Source organism: Brevibacillus composti (assembly GCF_016406105.1).
In the GTDB taxonomy this organism is placed as follows: domain Bacteria; phylum Bacillota; class Bacilli; order Brevibacillales; family Brevibacillaceae; genus Brevibacillus; species Brevibacillus composti.
The window spans coordinates 1,173,199-1,188,560 of record NZ_CP066308.1 but is presented as its reverse complement, the minus strand read 5'-3'; the positions used below and the strand labels follow the sequence as shown (position 1 = coordinate 1,188,560).

Below are 15,362 nucleotides of genomic sequence, written 5' to 3'. Positions count from 1 at the left end.
GCCGACGCCAATTATCTGGGAAGATTTCCTATTGCTACCCGTTGGTTCCCGGCGGAATCGTCATCTGGCCGCCTTGGTCGGATGGCGGCGGCGGCAGTTCGATGCCTGGCGGCGGCATCTCCGGATTCCCCTCGGTCGGCGGGAGAATGTCAGGCGGAATCGTCACCGGCGGCTGTTCTCCAGAATTGCCCGGCTGGCCGCTGTCTCCGTTGCCGTTGCCGTTGCCGTTGCCATCGCCATTGCCATCGCCGTTGCCGTTCCCATTTCCGTTGCCGTTCCCATTGCCGGGCCACTGGCCGTTATCGTTTCCACCCTCGATCGGGATATCTCCTTCCTGTCCATCATCGTGATGGTCGCCTTCGCGCAGGAGATTTTCCAAGTGGCTCATGTCTATCTCCGCGATGTTGGACGACGTCTTTTCCTCACCGTTCGCATCGCGCGGAATCACCAGGTACTTATACATCTTATCCCCGCTGAGCGTATCCACATAGATTGTCTCGCGCACGCCTTCCGCGATCTTCTCCCGGTTCTCGGGATTGTCGGTAAAGCGATAGATATCATAGGTGAACTCCGGTTCCCCGCCCATCCAGCTGAGCACCACTTTCAGCTGATTATGGTCCAGTGTCAAGTCGGCGAAAAGCTGTACGGAAGACGTTTCTTCCGGTTCCTCTTCTACTTGCCGCTGCAAGCCTGCCGGAGGTTCAAACTGGCTAACCTTCACACCTTTCAGTCCTTCGCTCAGCACCGCGGCAAACATTTTGGCCGTCAAACTGCTGCCCTGCTTCATCTGGTGATCTTTGTCTTCCGGATCGAAGCCCATCCAGACGGCCCCTACATACTCAGGGGTATATCCGACGAACCACGCGTCTTTGTTGACGCTGCTGCCTCCGACGGTGGACTGGGTCGTTCCCGTCTTCCCGGCGACCGGACGGCCGGAGATGCGCGCAGCGCGCCCGGTTCCTTCCTGGACGGCACGCTCCAGCATGGTGTGCACTTCCCAGGCCGCCTCCCGTTTCAGCACCCGGTTTTCTTTCGCTGCATAGACGTGCTCGACACCCGTTTGCTTGTTTTCCAGCTTCTCGATCACATGCGATTCGGCCATCACGCCGCCGTTTGCGAAGGTGGTATAGGCCTGGGCCATCTTCAGGGGAGATGTACCGCTGCTCAGGCCCCCGAGTGCGATTGCCAGGTTGCGGTCTTCCGGCGACAACTGGATGCCGAATTTCTCGATATACTTCATCCCGGTTTTTACGCCGATCTCGTTCAAGAGCCAGACGGCCGGAACGTTATCCGAATTGATGACCGCCCGCATCATGCTGACCGACTCGCTGTACTTGCCGTTGTGGTTTCGCGGCTCGTAGCCGTTGAAGCTCTGGCGCTGGTTGGACAGCCGGGAGTTTGCGTTCCATTTGCCAATATCCGTATCGACCGCCGGCGCAAATACGGCGATTGGCTTGAAGGAGGAGCCTGGCTGACGGGCCATGTCCGTCGCAAAGTTAAAGCCTTTTGCCTTGTAATCGCGTCCGCCCATCATCGCGGCGATTCCGCCGTTTTTGGCGTCGACGACGACCATCGCCGATTGGACGGCCCGCTTCGCTCCCGGTTTCGGGAAGTTCTTTTCATTGGCATACGCTTTGACCATGGCATCCTGCATATTGGGGTCCAGCGTGGTGTAGACGGACCAGCCTCCCCGATACAGCTCTTCCTCCGTCACGCCGTACTTGTCTTTCGCTTCGCGGAGAATGTAGTCAAAGAATGCCTGATAGCCTTTTTTCAGCCCGCTTCCGCCGCTTTTTCCTCCGTCCTCCCGTTCCTCCGGCAGCGGTTCGGCCTGTGCCGCTTCTTTTTGTTCCAGGGTAATAAAGCCTTGCTCATGCATCAGGCGCAGGATGGTGTCGCGACGCTCCTTCGCCTTTTCCGGATTGTTAAACGGCGAGTAGTGCGTCGGCGCTTTGGGGATCGCTGCCAGTGTGGCCGCTTCCGCCAAGGTGAATCTCTCGTCCGTTACCGACTTGCCAAAGTAGTGAAGAGCGGCGTCCTCTACCCCAAACGCCCCTTTGCCCAGGTAGACCTGGTTGAGATACATCTCCAAAATCTGATCCTTGGAGAATTTGCGCTCCAAGCCGATCGCGATGCTCACCTCTTTGGTTTTCCGCCAAAAGGTTTTGTCCAGCGAGAGAAACACGTTGCGGGCGAGCTGCTGCGTGATCGTGCTGCCGCCCTCGGCGAGCGACCCTTTGCGGATATCGTTGATAATCGCGCCCCCGATCCGGATCATGTCCACTCCCTTGTGTTCGAAGAAGCGTTTGTCCTCGACGGCAATGAACGCTTTGATCAAAAAGTCGGGCATCTTCGAAATCGGCATGTATTCCCGATTTTTCTCAATGACCAGACTGGCTATTTCGTTTTTGTTCTTGTCGTATATAACAGTCGGTTCTGCCTTTAAAGCCTCCAGCTTTTGTATTTGCGTCTCAATCATCTTTTCACCGGCGTACAAGAGTGACATATAGCCGCCGATGACGCTCAAGAGCAGAAAGATGGTAAAGGATACGGCAAACATCAGCAGATTGCTTTTTTTCTTTCTGACTGTTTTCTTGGCCTTTGTTGCCATGACTGACCTCCTGGTTTCTTTCTTTACTCCCCCACTTGTTATAGACGGACGCTTTTTGAAAAAGTTTCTTTGATATGTGCCGTCTTCTGCCGTCTATGATTTCATAAACGGCTCCGTTTGTCACTGGAAAAAGCCTATCTCCCGAAGGAAATAGGCTTTTGGGGTTGCGCTTATCCGATTACTTTTTCAGCAGTTTTTCTGCCTCGGCTACCACATTTTCTACCGTGAAGCCGTATTCTTTCATGATGCGCTCGCCCGGTGCGGAGGCACCAAACTGGCTGATGCCGATGATTTTGCCCGCATCGCCGACGTAGCGCTCCCAGCCGAGCGGTGCGGCCATCTCCACGCCCAGACGCGCTTTGACCGCCGGCGGGAGGACCTGATCGCGATAGGCTTGCGGCTGGCGCTCGAACAGCTCCCAGCTCGGCATCGAGACGACGCGCGCCTGAATGCCGCGCTCGGCCAAGACGGCACGCGCTTCCATCGCGAGCGACACTTCCGAACCGGTCGCCAGCAAGAGCAGGTCCGGCTGGCCATTGGCTGCATCCGCCAGCACATACGCTCCTTTGCTGACGCCTTCTGCCGCCTTCTCGATCGTCTCCTGCATCACAGGCAGATTCTGGCGGGTCAGCACCAGGACCACCGGTTCATCCGTGCGGGACAGCGCATACTTCCAGGCCTCATTGGTCTCCACCGCATCGGCGGGACGAATCACCGTGAGATCTGGAATCGCCCGCAGGGAGGGCAGATGCTCGATCGGCTCATGGGTCGGTCCGTCTTCGCCAACCGCGATGGAGTCGTGGGTAAAGACGTAGATGACCGGCTGCTTCATCAGCGCGGAGAGACGGATCGCCGGACGCACGTAGTCGGAGAAGACAAAGAACGTAGCGCCGTACACCTTCAAACCGCCATGCAAGGCCATTCCGTTCAAGGCAGCGCCCATCGCGAACTCGCGGACGCCAAACCAGATATTGCGGCCGTCGTAGGAGCTGGGCAGGAAGTTGCCCGCTTCTTTGATCAGCGTATTGTTGGAAGAGGCCAGGTCTGCCGATCCTCCGAACAGGTACGGCACCGTTTTGGCCAGCGCATTGATGGCACTGCCGGATGCAGCGCGGGTCGCCAGCTTCGCGCCTGCTTCATATGCAGGCAGCTCGCTGTCCCAGTTCGCCGGCAGTTGGTTGGACATCGCCGTCTCGAATTGCCGGGCCAGATCCGGGTACGCCTTGGCGTACGCGGCAAAGCGCTCTTTCCACTCCGCCTCTGCCTTCTGGCCGGCTTCCGCCCGTTTGCTGTAGAATTCGGCAACCTCGGCCGGGATGTGGAATTCTTCTTCGTAGTTCCAACCGTAGCCCGCTTTGGTCAGCTTCACCTCGTCCTTGCCGAGCGGGGCTCCGTGCGATTTGCTGGAGCCGCCTTTATTCGGGCTGCCGTAGCCGATCACGGTTTTGACCTCGATCAGTGTCGGACGGCTCTCGTCCTGCTTCGCCTCGGCAATCGCAGCCTCGATCGCCGCCAGATCATTGCCGTCCTCGACGCGCAGATATTGCCAGCCATACGCTTGATAGCGCTGCGCCACATTTTCCGAGAACGAGAGGGAGAGTTCGCCGTCCAGCGAAATATCATTGGAATCGTAGAGAACGATCAGCTTGCCCAGCTTCAGATGTGCGGCCAGGGAGGACGCCTCGCTGGATACGCCTTCCATCAGGTCGCCGTCGCCGCAGATGGCATAGGTGTAGTGATTGACGATATCGAAGCCGTCCCGATTGTAGACCGCAGCCAAATGCCTTTCGGCCATCGCCATCCCGACAGCCATCGCAATGCCTTGTCCCAGCGGACCGGTCGTCGCATCGACGCCAGGGGTGTGGCCAAATTCCGGATGGCCGGGAGTTTTGCTTCCCCACTGACGGAAGCTGTGCAGGTCTTCCAGTGAAACATCGTATTTCATCAGGTGCAACATCGCGTATAATAGCATTGAGCCATGTCCGGCGGAAAGGACGAAGCGATCGCGATCCACCCAGCTCGGATTTTGCGGATTCACCTTCATAAAGCGGCTATACAAAACATGGGCCATCGGCGCTGCGCCCATGGGCATGCCCGGATGCCCGGAGTTGGCCTTTTCGATCGCATCGATTGCCAACGTGCGGATGGTGTTGATTGCCAAATGATCGACAGACGTGTGCTGAGTCATCGAGTGGAGCCTCCCTGCGTTTTTATCTGAGAAAAAACTTCTTCTCTTGCCAGATTACAACTCCACAAATTATAACACAGTTCGAGGAGACTTATCATACCCGGGGCTGAAAAAAGGAGGAGCAACCGTGCATATCGGATATCTCACGATCGGAATTATCTTGGGACTGGCAGGCTTTGGCATGCTCTTGTACGCCATGGCCACATCGCCCGCGATACGCAAAAGAGACAAGTACCTGAAGCAAAGAGCGGCGGAGCACCATCAGCCGCCACATGATTCCCGGGAGTAAACGAGACGAGGAGAGCAGATCCATGAAAAAAGAACGACATACCTTGCCGACTGCCGTCCATCTGTTCCTCATGCGGGGAGACGAAATTCTGTTGCTGCGCCGTTATCAGACGGGCTATGAGGACGGCAACTACAGCGTTCCTGCCGGCCATCTCGACGGCGGCGAGGAGGTTGCGGCCGCTGCCATCCGCGAAGCGCAGGAAGAGGTAGGCATCCGCATCTCCCCCGATGACCTGCGTGTCGTGGGAGTGATGCACCGCCTGTCGACGGATGAGCGGATTGATTTTTTTGTCTCGGCCGAAAAGTGGACAGGCGAGATCGTGAACAAAGAGCCTGACAAGTGTGACGAATTGCGCTGGGCGCATATGGACGAGCTGCCCGCGAATGTAATCCCGTATGTGCGCCAGGCGATCTCTAATTTTCGGAATGGGCAGTGGTTTCAGAGTTTTGGCTGGAGCTAGAGATCCACTTCTTCGTTACGCGGCCGCCGGGTGAAGCAGCATGGGAACATGCTTCTTATCCCCCACGGCATCGTCCCGAACGCATCAACAAAAAAAGGTACGGCTTCTACCGTACCCTCTGTGTCTGCGCCTCATGCTGCCCCGCTTGCCGGCGGCGGATCCAAAAGAAGGCTGCGGCAAGCAATACCAGCGCCAAAAAAGTAATGCCTCCATAGGTTTGGACACCGCTCATAATCGCGTCTAAATGACGGCCAAACAACCGGCCGGCCATGAAGTAATTCAGCGTCCAAACAAACCCGGTCGGCAGCGAATACAGCGCATACCGGCGCAGCGGCATCCGCTGAATCCCTACGAGATAAGGAACCACGTGACGGACGACAGGAAAAAAATAGCTCAAGCATATGGCTCCATTTCCGTAGCGATTCAGCAAATCCTCCGCTTTGTTCAAATACTTTTCCCCTTTCAGCTTGCGGGCGAGCCACTGCAGGATCGGCGCTCCGATTCGATAGCCCAGGACGTACCCGAGCGACAAGCCGGAGACAACTCCCAGATAGACGGCGACAAAGGCGGGAATCGGCTGCAGCCAGCCCTGAGCCGTTATCGCTCCGGCTGTCATCACAATCATCTCGTCGGGTACCGGCATCCCCACAATCCCCAGCCACAGGGCAAAAAACAGGGCCGGATACCCGTACTGGGCAACCATGCCCGTAAGCATATCCGCATCCATGAGCATCATCCTCTCTTTCGGCAGACGTAGACAAACGCGCAGGGGAAGTTAAACGGCACAAATCGGATCTGCACGCTCGCAAAACGCCTCTCCAGCTGCTTCTTCAATTGCAGCGAATATTGAAACTGTACAAAAACCCCGCCAGGCTTCAGCGCAGCCGCTACCTGGTCCAGAATATCGTCGCGCAGCTGCTGCGTAAAATTGGCAAAGGGGAGTCCGCTGATCACGGCATCCAGCTGTCCCATTCCGTTTGCCGCCATCTCTGCTGTCAGCCTGCAGGCGTCTTGTCCGTAACGAAGCTCGGGGTAGCGGCGGGCGAGCCGCATGCGCATGGTGTCGTCCTGCTCCAGGATCAGCGCCTGACAGTCCACTCTTTTGGCCTCCTGGATCGCCTCTGTACATACACCCGTCCCAGCCCCCAACTCCGCGACAGCAGTGGCGTGTTCCCACTCTACCGCAGCCATCATCGTCTTCACCAGCTGACGAGAGCTGGGGACGATGCTTCCGACCGATCGGGGAGAAGAGAAAAATTTTGCGGCAAACACCAGCCCGTCTGTTACGGGAACAAGCATCGGTTCCAGTCTACTTTCTCTATGAGACGTCGTTTCCATTCATTCCGTCACTCCTCTCCTTACTCATCCTACCCGTCATTCCTTAGCAAAAAGGAAAGAAAAAACAAAAGATTTTCTTAAGATTCTTTTTTCCCCGCAAAAAAAAGAGGAGACGGCTGTTACCGTTCCTCTTTTTGATATCGCTTTTTTACGGATGTCAGGGCTTCCAGCATCTCTTCCTTTTCGATGATCCCAAGCTGGTAGAGCTCGCGAATCTCGTCCTCCAGCAGGATCATGTCGCCTTCCGGATCTCCGGTATAAATGAAGAGATTGTAACGCTTCAGAAATGACTGCAGATCAAATCCTTCCCGTCCGTTCAACGCGACCCCTCCAGATCGGATGCCATCTGAGACAGTACGGCATCATAGTCGAATTCGACTGCAAATCCCGTAATCACGACAATCTTCGCTTGCGGGTACGCCTGCTTCCAGCTGTCCTGCTCTCCTTCCTTCAGTCCTACCAGATAAAGCGGATCGGAAGCGAACTGTTCATCCTCCTGCACCAGCCGCAAAAACTGGCGGCATTCTTCCTGTTCGTAGGCGGCATTGACGACCAGGACCATACGTTCGAGGCCGAGCGACTGACGCTCCTCCTGCAGAAGCCGAAAGGTTTTTGCACCCGGAACCATCGCTCGCACTTCTTGAAAACGGTCGAGAATTTCATCCAGCCAGTCATCTTCTTCCCCGGCCAGGTACACCAACATGGCGGTAGACATCGATACACACCTCTTACCTCGATAGCATCGTTATGACGAAATGATGTCATTTTACCAGTATAACACGACTCTGTCATCTCGTCCCTTTGGCTTGCTTGACTTCAAACAAACCTTCACGTAAGGTGGAAACATCATCATATTTTTTGGCGGAAAGAGGTAAGTGTGCGTGAAAAAGAAGTACCTCCCCCTATTGTTTCTGATTGCCTTTCTCACCATGCTGGGGTTCGGGATCATCATCCCGATTCTTCCATTCTTTGCCGAGAATGTGGGGGCTTCTTCCTTTGAAATTGGCATTTTGTTTGCGAGCTACAACATCATGCAGTTTCTGTTTGCCCCGATCTGGGGAGCCCTGTCTGATCGTATCGGGCGAAAACCCTTGATCGCGTTTGGCCTGTTTGGCTTTTCCATCACATTTATCCTGTTCGGATTGGCGGGCAGCTATACGGAAATGTTGGCCTACCGCATACTCGGCGGGATTGTGTCTGCAGCGGCCCTGCCTACGGTAACCGCCATGGTAGCCGATGTCTTCCCTCCCGAAGAACGGGCCAAGGGAATGGGCATCATCGGGGCAGGGATTGGCCTGAGCTTTGTCTTCGGACCGGCGATCGGCGGTTTTCTCAGCCCGTACGGCTTTGCCGTCCCGTTCTTTGCATCGGGCGGCGTTGCGCTATTGACCTTTTTCCTGATCCTGTTTGCCCTGCCGGAAAGCCTGCCGAAGGAAAAGCGGACAGGAATGGCCCGGGACAAACAAGGGAATCTGCTCACGGTGGTCTTCGGTCCGCTGTCGCTGATGTACGGGATCATGTTTGTCGTCTCGTTTGCCTTCTCCGGCCTGGAGACGACCTTTGCCCTGTTCATCAATGATTTATACGGCTTTACGTCCAAGGATCTGGGCATGATGTTTCTCGTGATGGGCATCATTTCGGCTTTTGTGCAGGCTGGACTGATTGGCAAAATGGTAAAGCGCCTCGGGGAGCCGCTCGTCCTCACGATCGGACTGGTTCTCTACGCGGTAGGTTTCTTCTCCATTCCGCTGGCGGCGAACTTTTGGGCGCTCGCCCTGACCCTCTCCCTCTTCGGAGCTGGACAAGGCATGATCCGCGCTACCGGCACTGCGATGATCACGCAGCGGACGAGCCAGGGACAAGGGGTGACCAGCGGCGCGATCAGCTCGATGGACAGCCTCGGCCGCATCCTCGGCCCGCTCGCCGGCGGGGCCGTCTATCAGTGGACGGCCAGCGGACCGTTTCTCGTCGGCGGCATCCTGATGGTCGTGATGCTCGTGCTGTTCCGCACCCGCTACCATCGGCTTCCGCAGCAGGCCCAAGGCTGAATGAATGGAAAAAGCAGAGCCATTTCCCCGGGGGAAATGACTCTGCTTTTTTCTATGTCGCCCACACACATCTTTCCATGTCTGCCGCTGCCTACTCGGGCTGCATCTCCAGCCACTCCAGATAGCGGGCATCTCTTTCCGCCTCTACCCGCTCCCACTCCTGCTGCCACTCCATCAGCTGGGTGTAGTCGGGATGCCCTTCTGCCAGCAGCCGAGTCAGCGTCTCCCGCCTGGCTTCCAGTTCGGCAATCTGCCGCTCCAGCTCCGCCAGCTTATAGGCATTCACCCGTTTGGACGCTCCCTTTTTGGTTGCAGACGCCGCCTGGGGTGAGCGGGATGATGTATGGTCTTCCGGCGCAATAGCCAATGGGCGGGATGACATGCTGTCACCTCGTGCAGGAGAGATTTCGCGGGAAGACATGCTCTCTTTACCTGCCGTGGCGATGCCGCGAGACGAAGGTTCTTCTGCACGGCGCGAAGCGGTCTGTTCGCCAGTCCATCCGGTTTTCGAGGAGATGCTCGGCGCATCCGCCGCTTTGCCCGCTTCCATGCTGTCGAAGCCCCGCTCCCCCCTGTCCCGCTTCCTTTTTTCGAGCGCTTCCCGAAAGGACCCTTCGTAGTGGACAAGCCGACCGTCCTCGACCCAATACACCCCGTCCACCATTTTTTGCAAAAAGTAACGGTCGTGGGAGACGATCAGCAGCGTGCCGCGATAATCGGCCAGCGCTTCCTCCAGCGTCTCCCGCGACTCGATATCCAGGTGGTTGGTCGGCTCATCCAGGATGAGCAGATTGATTTCCTGATGCATCAGCTGCGCGAGACGCAATCTCATCCGCTCGCCCCCGCTCAGCTGACTGAGCCGCTTGAACACATGCTCGCCGTAAAAGAGAAAGCGGGCCAGCCGATGACGCGCCTCTGCCTCGGATACCGCTGCCGTCTCGCGGAAGACATCGATCAGCCGCCGCTGCTGATCGCCTTCCAGCGCCTGCTGGGAGAGATAGCCCACCTTTACGCTCGCACCGACCCTCACCGTTCCGCTGTCGGGAGCTTCCTCCCCCAGCATCATTTTGAGAAAAGTCGACTTGCCGCTGCCGTTGGGGCCGAGCAGCGCCTTCCTCTCTCCGTAGCGAAGAAGCAGATCCGCCCCCTTCATCAGCAGCTTCTCTCCGTAGGCTTTATGCAGTCCTTCGGCGATCAGGACTTCCTCGCCGCTTCGGTCTGTTTTTTGAAAGGACAGGCCCATCCGCTCCGCCTCCAGCCGCGGCCGGTCGATGCGCTCGATCCTCGCCAGCGCCTTTTCCATGCTTTTGGCCCGGCGGTGAAAGGCTTCGTTGGGCGGATTCGAGCGATTGCCCCATTCCTTGAGCCGCTTGATCGTCTCCTGCATCTTCTTGATTTTCTTCTGCTGCTCTTGGTAGGCTTCAAACTGGCGCAGCAGCCTCTCTTCCCTCTCCGCCAGAAAATAGCTGTAGTGGCCGTGGTAGTGCTCCACCTCGCCCCCGTCCACATGATAGATCGAGGTAACCACCGCATCGAGAAAATGACGGTCATGGGAGATCAGGAGGACGGTCCCCTCGTAATCGCGCAGAAAGCCCTCCAGCCACTCCATGGCTTCCACATCCAAATGGTTGGTCGGCTCGTCGAGCAGGAGAACGTCGCTTCGCTCACATAGCAGCTTGGCCAGGCCGACCTTCGTCTTTTCGCCTCCGCTCAGCTGGACAAAGGGAGTGAACAAGAGCCGATCCGCGATCCCGAGCCCTTCAATGACCTGTGCCATGCGCACCTCCCAGGTGTACCCGCCCAGCCTCTCGAAATCCTCCTGCTTCTGCTGGTAGCGGTGGACCAGGCGCTCCCACCCGCTGTCCTCGGCCGTCGCTGCGCTCATCTGCCTCTCCAGTTCGCCGAGCTCCGCCTGCAGACGCAGCCCTTCGGCAAATGCGCTGGCGATCACATCCCGTCCCGTCCAATCCTGCGGGTATTGCGGCGTTTGCGGCAGATACGCCCAGACACTCCCCTTGGCCCGGAAAAGATCGCCCTGATCCTGCTGCTCGAGCCCTGCCAGCAGCTTGAACAGCGTCGTTTTGCCTGCTCCGTTCGGGCCGACGAAGCCCGCTCTCTCTCCCGCTTTTATCTCCAGCGTCACCCCTTCCAGTACGGGGGTGGCTCCATAGCTTTTATAGATGGTTTGTGCAGATACGATAATCATGATTTTTTCCTCCTCAGGTTGGATGGTGCTTTTTTGAACGCAAAAAAGCCGCAGGCAAGCACCTGCGGCATCGTTTATCGAATCGTGAATGCGGACGAAAACGTGATCCTCTCGGGGATCGCCTGGAGATCGTCAGCTGCCTTATCCTAATACCGATGCATGGTACGCCTGATTTGCTTCCGTTCGGTTGTATGACCAAAAAAGGGCAGACTTCCCCCTCGACGGAAAAAATGATGTGTCATACTGCTGGTTTCAACAATAAACCAAGCTTGAACGGCTCCAAACACGTACCTTGCACCTCCTTCCTGAGAATGGACAATTTCCTTATTTCACTATACAGGATATGCGAATGCACGGCAATGGGCTGTATGTGTACTTAGGTAACATTCCTTCTCATTTTTGAGTATGATTTCAGGTATTAATGATGATAGATTTACGCAGAAATATTAGAAATATTAATATGTTGTTGAATAACAAAATGGAGGAATATGACTAATTGCCTATGTATATTACTCTTAACGCGCTTTAAAATGTAATTATTACCAAAAAAGGGATCTCGCGTTATGGATGTAACCGGAAAAACCGCCTATTTATGGGGATACACACGAGGAGAGGGCAGCGATTTGTCATATGCTCGTGTGTACTCATATTTTTATGTGAATGGTGATTTAATAAAAACTGACTATGACAACGACCCCTCTTATGCATCAATAGATTATGATGCAAGCGCTATAGTTTTACACAAAGCAAAGATTACCTCTTCTCATTATGTTTACAACCGATTAGGAGAGAATAAAACGAAAACTTCAATGGATCAGTGGCCAAAATAAAAATAGGAGGTTTCGATAATGAATAGGAAGAGAATCACTTTTTTGGGACTAGCCCTTCTAATGGCAGGTACGACTCTATTCATTAGCAATCAGATCAATGCAACGGAAGATCCAGATATGCTTGAGAAAGCAAGACATCAGTCTACACTTCAAACCCTAGGGATCGATGTAGAAGCGAAGTCGCTGGAGAATTTGAATATTTTGATAGATAGGAATAACAAAAAATGGATATATGCTGATTTTACTGAAAGACCTTCTCTTGATGAGAAAATTGGAAAAATGTATTCGGAGGAAGTACAGTCATCTTTTATTGAAGTACAGGACAAAATCATGCAAAAATACGCTCAAGTCGGAGACCAGATACCGATTATCCTCTTAGACGAAGAGCTAAAGGAAGGCACCTTCTCTTTTACAAGAAAAAGTGGTGAAACATTATCATTTAAGATTCAACTAGACCCTGTAAAAGGAAAGTGGACCTACAAAGAGAGGGATTAACCCAAATCGAAAAGCGTCAGAACATGTTGCCGGATTCCATACCCGCAGATCTGACGCTTTTTGCTTTTTCCTATCCTATATCCCTTCGGCCCCTTCAAAGAGCGGCTGCTGGGTATCCGCATCCAGCACGACAAGCGTCGTGTAGGGCGGCAGCTTCACTTTCACAAGCACATACGGATACGAGATCACCTGCGCGTACATCCTCCCCGGCTCCGGCTTGGTCAGCCGGACGTACACCTTGAGCTGCTCCCAGCTCCACTCGGTCCCGACGACTTCGATTCCGTAGCCCGGATTCGGAGACTGGCCGCGCGCGATCACATACAAATCTCCCAGCTGGTGCACGCCTGCTCTCCCTTTTGCCTTCTGCACGAAGTCCTTTTCCTCCTGGGTCAGGGAAGCAAAATCCACCTGTTTGAATTGGTCATAGCCCTCAGGTGCCACGATTTCCACCGTCCTCGTTTGGGAATTCCACTTCAACTCATGGCCCGCCTGCTCAATCACCCAGCGGAGCGGCAAATAGACTTGCTTGTTGTGCGAAATCGCGCCCGCACCGATCTCTGTCCATTTATCCCCTACCGCGGCGCGTTTGGTGTTCAGCTGAAAGGAGAGGATGACTCCCGTCCGCAGGGTGACCTCGACCCCGCTCTGCCCTTTCGCCTGCCATTTTGCATGAAGCAAATGGGTCAAATCCTCTATCGCCATGTAGGTGCTACCGCCAATGATGATCGATGGTTTCTGTAGCTGGGTGACATGCCCGTTGACAGTCACCTGCACGGTCGGCGGATTCGCCGGCACCTTGGCTTGCCCGCTGACGGCGGCGGTGACGGGCAAAGCCGCCACCAGCTGCAGTCCGAGCAGACAAGCGATCGCCTTTTTCCCTCTCATGTTGCATTCCTCCATTATATACAGCCGATTTACCTTGTTTGACTTTACCCGGCAGCCAAATGTTTCAATCGGAGCAAAAGAAATCTGTATTTGGAAGCGTGCCCGTTAATGCAAGAAGAAATTACCGACCATGATCACCGCAGGGATGCTCAAGAGTGCGAGGAGCGTGGAAAAGACCGTGGTCATCGCGCCCATCTCCTCATCTGCGGCATAACGGGCGAAAAGAATCGAGGCCATGGTCAGCGTAGGCATGGCGACCTGAATGACCGTAACCCGGGTGATCTCCGCATCCAGAGGAAGCAGCGAAAGCAGCATGGCCGCGGTGAGCGGAAAGACAAAGAGCTTGAAGGTCAGCGGCAAGCCGATGACAGGCAGAGACACCTGCGGCTTCTTGCGCAGCAAAAGCGGCAGCAGCATGCCGATGTACATCATCGCCAGTGGCGAGGCCAGTTTGGCCAGAGTGCCGACCAAATCCTTCACCGGCTGAGGCGGCATGAACCCGAGCATCGCGGAACCGAGTCCGAGGACGATGGCGACCATCGGGATATTGATCATGGCCTTGAGCCCTTTGAGATTGAACGAGCTTTTGTCTTGCAGCATCATGACGGCGACGGTCCACATGACGACATCCACGCCAGCGTCAAAAACAGCAGCCAAGAGCGCCCCTTTTGGACCAAATAGCGCCGCGCACAGCGGCAGGCCGATAAACCCGGTGTTGCCCAGCCCGGACAGGATCGCCATCTCCCGCCGTTTCTTTTCCGGCAGCGGCAGGGTGCGCGCCCCCAGCCATCCCATCCCTATTCCGAAACAATTTAATAGTACGGAAATCGCAAAAATTGCAATAATTTGCGTCAAGGTCTGACTGTCGATCGGCGTTTGGAACACGCCGTCCAAAATAATGCACGGCATCGCCACATTGACGATGATCGTGATGATGAGCTGACGGGAATCCCCCGTCAGCGGATGTCGATATCCAATGGCACTCCCGATCCCGATAATGGCGCCCATCAGGAGAATCGACTGAAGCAGCAATGACATTTCCATCTGTATGGTTCCTCCCCGCTAAGCCTCTACGGCGATCCAGGCAAGCTCGCGCGGCTCTCCTTTTTCACATGTGCGCAACAGATCGCCGGCGATCGGGATAACCTGTTCCAGAGGCACACACCAGGCTGCCGGAAAAGGGACATCGGCCCCCTCGATCCTCAATGTATTCATCACCCCATCGGGCTTGTCCGCCGTCAGGACAAAATGGCGCTCGGCCGGCTCATGCTCCTTCCACTGCACCAGCACCATCCCTTGATTTCCTCCGGCGACGACCAGATCCACATGGTCGCCGTATGCCGCATGAACCAGGGTGTGGGTCGTCCCGTTCAACTGGGCGATTTCCTTTAAGACCTCATGCCATGCTGTATGATTTTGATCGACACCGCTCGCATCTGTATACATGCGCCAATCGTTTAACATCGGATTCTTCTCCTTCGCTCTACCCAGCGGCAATGATGATGCAGCCCCCGCTTGGAACAGACGGGGGCTTGGTTGTACGTCCCTATTTTACGCTTCTTCTTTCTTATACTCAACCACGACTTCTGTGCCCAGGCCGCCGCGTGCGTTCCAGATGGCTTCGATGCGCATGTAGAGCGGTTCGCAGCAGGCCACCAGGTCGTTTAAGATGCGATTGGTCGCATGCTCCTGATAGATGCCTACATTGCGGTACGAGGTCAGGTAGTATTTCAGCGACTTCATCTCGATCAGCTTTTCTCCCGGGATCAGGTGAATGCGAAGTTCCGCAAAATCCGGCAGGCCCGACCACGGACATACCGAGGTGAATTCGCTGGTCGGCATCATGATTTCGGTCCGTTTCCCGACGTATTCATACGGGATCGTCTCCAGAATATCTACCAAAATCGCCGTTTCATCCTGTGTATCGAAGCGGAGATTGTTGTACTTGCTGTGATTGTGTTCGACCGTTGCCATTGTCTTCTCGTTCCCCTCTACTAAAATATTTTTGACGA

16 protein-coding genes are annotated in these 15,362 nt (G+C 55.3%); 5 read left to right on the top strand and 11 right to left on the bottom strand.

Annotated elements, in window-relative coordinates; translation table 11 throughout:
- Window positions 1-34: 34 nt before the first annotated feature.
- Entirely contained in the window at window positions 35-2,611 is a 2,577-nt protein-coding gene (locus tag JD108_RS06155) for a transglycosylase domain-containing protein (protein ID WP_198829014.1), read from the bottom strand.
- Between the two features lie 178 nt (window positions 2,612-2,789).
- Complete coding sequence (gene tkt / locus JD108_RS06150; protein WP_198829013.1) at window positions 2,790-4,799, bottom strand: transketolase; 2,010 nt, start codon at window positions 4,797-4,799, stop codon at window positions 2,790-2,792.
- A gap of 127 nt (window positions 4,800-4,926) precedes the next feature.
- Between tkt and JD108_RS06145 the strand changes: the two genes are divergently transcribed.
- Window positions 4,927-5,088: a hypothetical protein gene (locus JD108_RS06145; protein ID WP_198829012.1), complete on the top strand. Its 162-nt coding sequence runs from the start codon at window positions 4,927-4,929 to the stop codon at window positions 5,086-5,088.
- A gap of 22 nt (window positions 5,089-5,110) precedes the next feature.
- Window positions 5,111-5,548 (top strand): NUDIX hydrolase, encoded by a 438-nt coding sequence (locus JD108_RS06140; protein ID WP_198829011.1) that lies wholly within the window; start codon window positions 5,111-5,113, stop codon window positions 5,546-5,548.
- 106 nt (window positions 5,549-5,654) lie between these two features.
- Here the strand turns inward: JD108_RS06140 and JD108_RS06135 are convergent, their stop codons facing one another.
- The 4 genes from JD108_RS06135 to JD108_RS06120 form a co-directional block, all read right to left on the bottom strand.
- Window positions 5,655-6,275: a DedA family protein gene (locus JD108_RS06135; protein WP_198829010.1), complete on the bottom strand. Its 621-nt coding sequence runs from the start codon at window positions 6,273-6,275 to the stop codon at window positions 5,655-5,657.
- 5 nt (window positions 6,276-6,280) lie between these two features.
- On the bottom strand, window positions 6,281-6,886 hold the full coding sequence (locus JD108_RS06130) for a class I SAM-dependent methyltransferase (protein ID WP_198829009.1): 606 nt from the start codon (window positions 6,884-6,886) through the stop codon (window positions 6,281-6,283).
- A gap of 119 nt (window positions 6,887-7,005) precedes the next feature.
- Complete coding sequence (locus JD108_RS06125; RefSeq protein WP_198829008.1) at window positions 7,006-7,206, bottom strand: YqgQ family protein; 201 nt, start codon at window positions 7,204-7,206, stop codon at window positions 7,006-7,008.
- Entirely contained in the window at window positions 7,203-7,601 is a 399-nt protein-coding gene (locus tag JD108_RS06120) for a hypothetical protein (protein WP_198829007.1), read from the bottom strand. Before JD108_RS06120 ends, JD108_RS06125 begins: the two co-directional genes overlap by 4 nt.
- A 166-nt stretch (window positions 7,602-7,767) precedes the next feature.
- Here JD108_RS06120 and JD108_RS06115 point away from each other — a divergent pair, with 166 nt between their 5' ends.
- Entirely contained in the window at window positions 7,768-8,934 is a 1,167-nt protein-coding gene (locus JD108_RS06115) for an MFS transporter (protein WP_198829006.1), read from the top strand.
- 91 nt (window positions 8,935-9,025) lie between these two features.
- Here the strand turns inward: JD108_RS06115 and abc-f are convergent, their stop codons facing one another.
- Window positions 9,026-11,140, bottom strand: a complete 2,115-nt coding sequence (gene abc-f, locus JD108_RS06110; RefSeq protein ID WP_198829005.1) for a ribosomal protection-like ABC-F family protein — start codon at window positions 11,138-11,140, stop codon at window positions 9,026-9,028.
- A 563-nt stretch (window positions 11,141-11,703) separates the two neighbouring features.
- On the opposite strand from abc-f, the gene JD108_RS06105 reads away from it, so the two are divergent.
- Window positions 11,704-11,970, top strand: coding sequence for a hypothetical protein (locus JD108_RS06105; RefSeq protein WP_198829004.1), 267 nt, complete (start codon window positions 11,704-11,706; stop codon window positions 11,968-11,970).
- A gap of 18 nt (window positions 11,971-11,988) precedes the next feature.
- Window positions 11,989-12,465, top strand: a complete 477-nt coding sequence (locus JD108_RS06100) for a hypothetical protein (protein WP_198829003.1) — start codon at window positions 11,989-11,991, stop codon at window positions 12,463-12,465.
- Window positions 12,466-12,540: 75 nt separating this feature from the next.
- Here the strand turns inward: JD108_RS06100 and JD108_RS06095 are convergent, their stop codons facing one another.
- The 4 genes from JD108_RS06095 to queF all read right to left on the bottom strand — a co-directional run bounded on the left by JD108_RS06095 (window position 12,541) and on the right by queF (window position 15,324).
- A complete protein-coding gene (locus JD108_RS06095) occupies window positions 12,541-13,350 on the bottom strand; it encodes a protease complex subunit PrcB family protein (protein WP_198829002.1) in 810 nt (269 codons plus the stop codon).
- A gap of 105 nt (window positions 13,351-13,455) precedes the next feature.
- Window positions 13,456-14,394, bottom strand: coding sequence for an AEC family transporter (locus JD108_RS06090; protein ID WP_198829001.1), 939 nt, complete (start codon window positions 14,392-14,394; stop codon window positions 13,456-13,458).
- A gap of 18 nt (window positions 14,395-14,412) precedes the next feature.
- Window positions 14,413-14,814 carry an Imm1 family immunity protein gene (locus JD108_RS06085; RefSeq protein WP_198829000.1) on the bottom strand — a complete coding sequence of 134 codons (402 nt, stop codon included), beginning with the start codon at window positions 14,812-14,814 and terminating at the stop codon, window positions 14,413-14,415.
- 87 nt (window positions 14,815-14,901) lie between these two features.
- Window positions 14,902-15,324: a preQ(1) synthase gene (queF, locus tag JD108_RS06080; RefSeq protein WP_198828999.1), complete on the bottom strand. Its 423-nt coding sequence runs from the start codon at window positions 15,322-15,324 to the stop codon at window positions 14,902-14,904.
- Window positions 15,325-15,362: the final 38 nt, after the last annotated feature.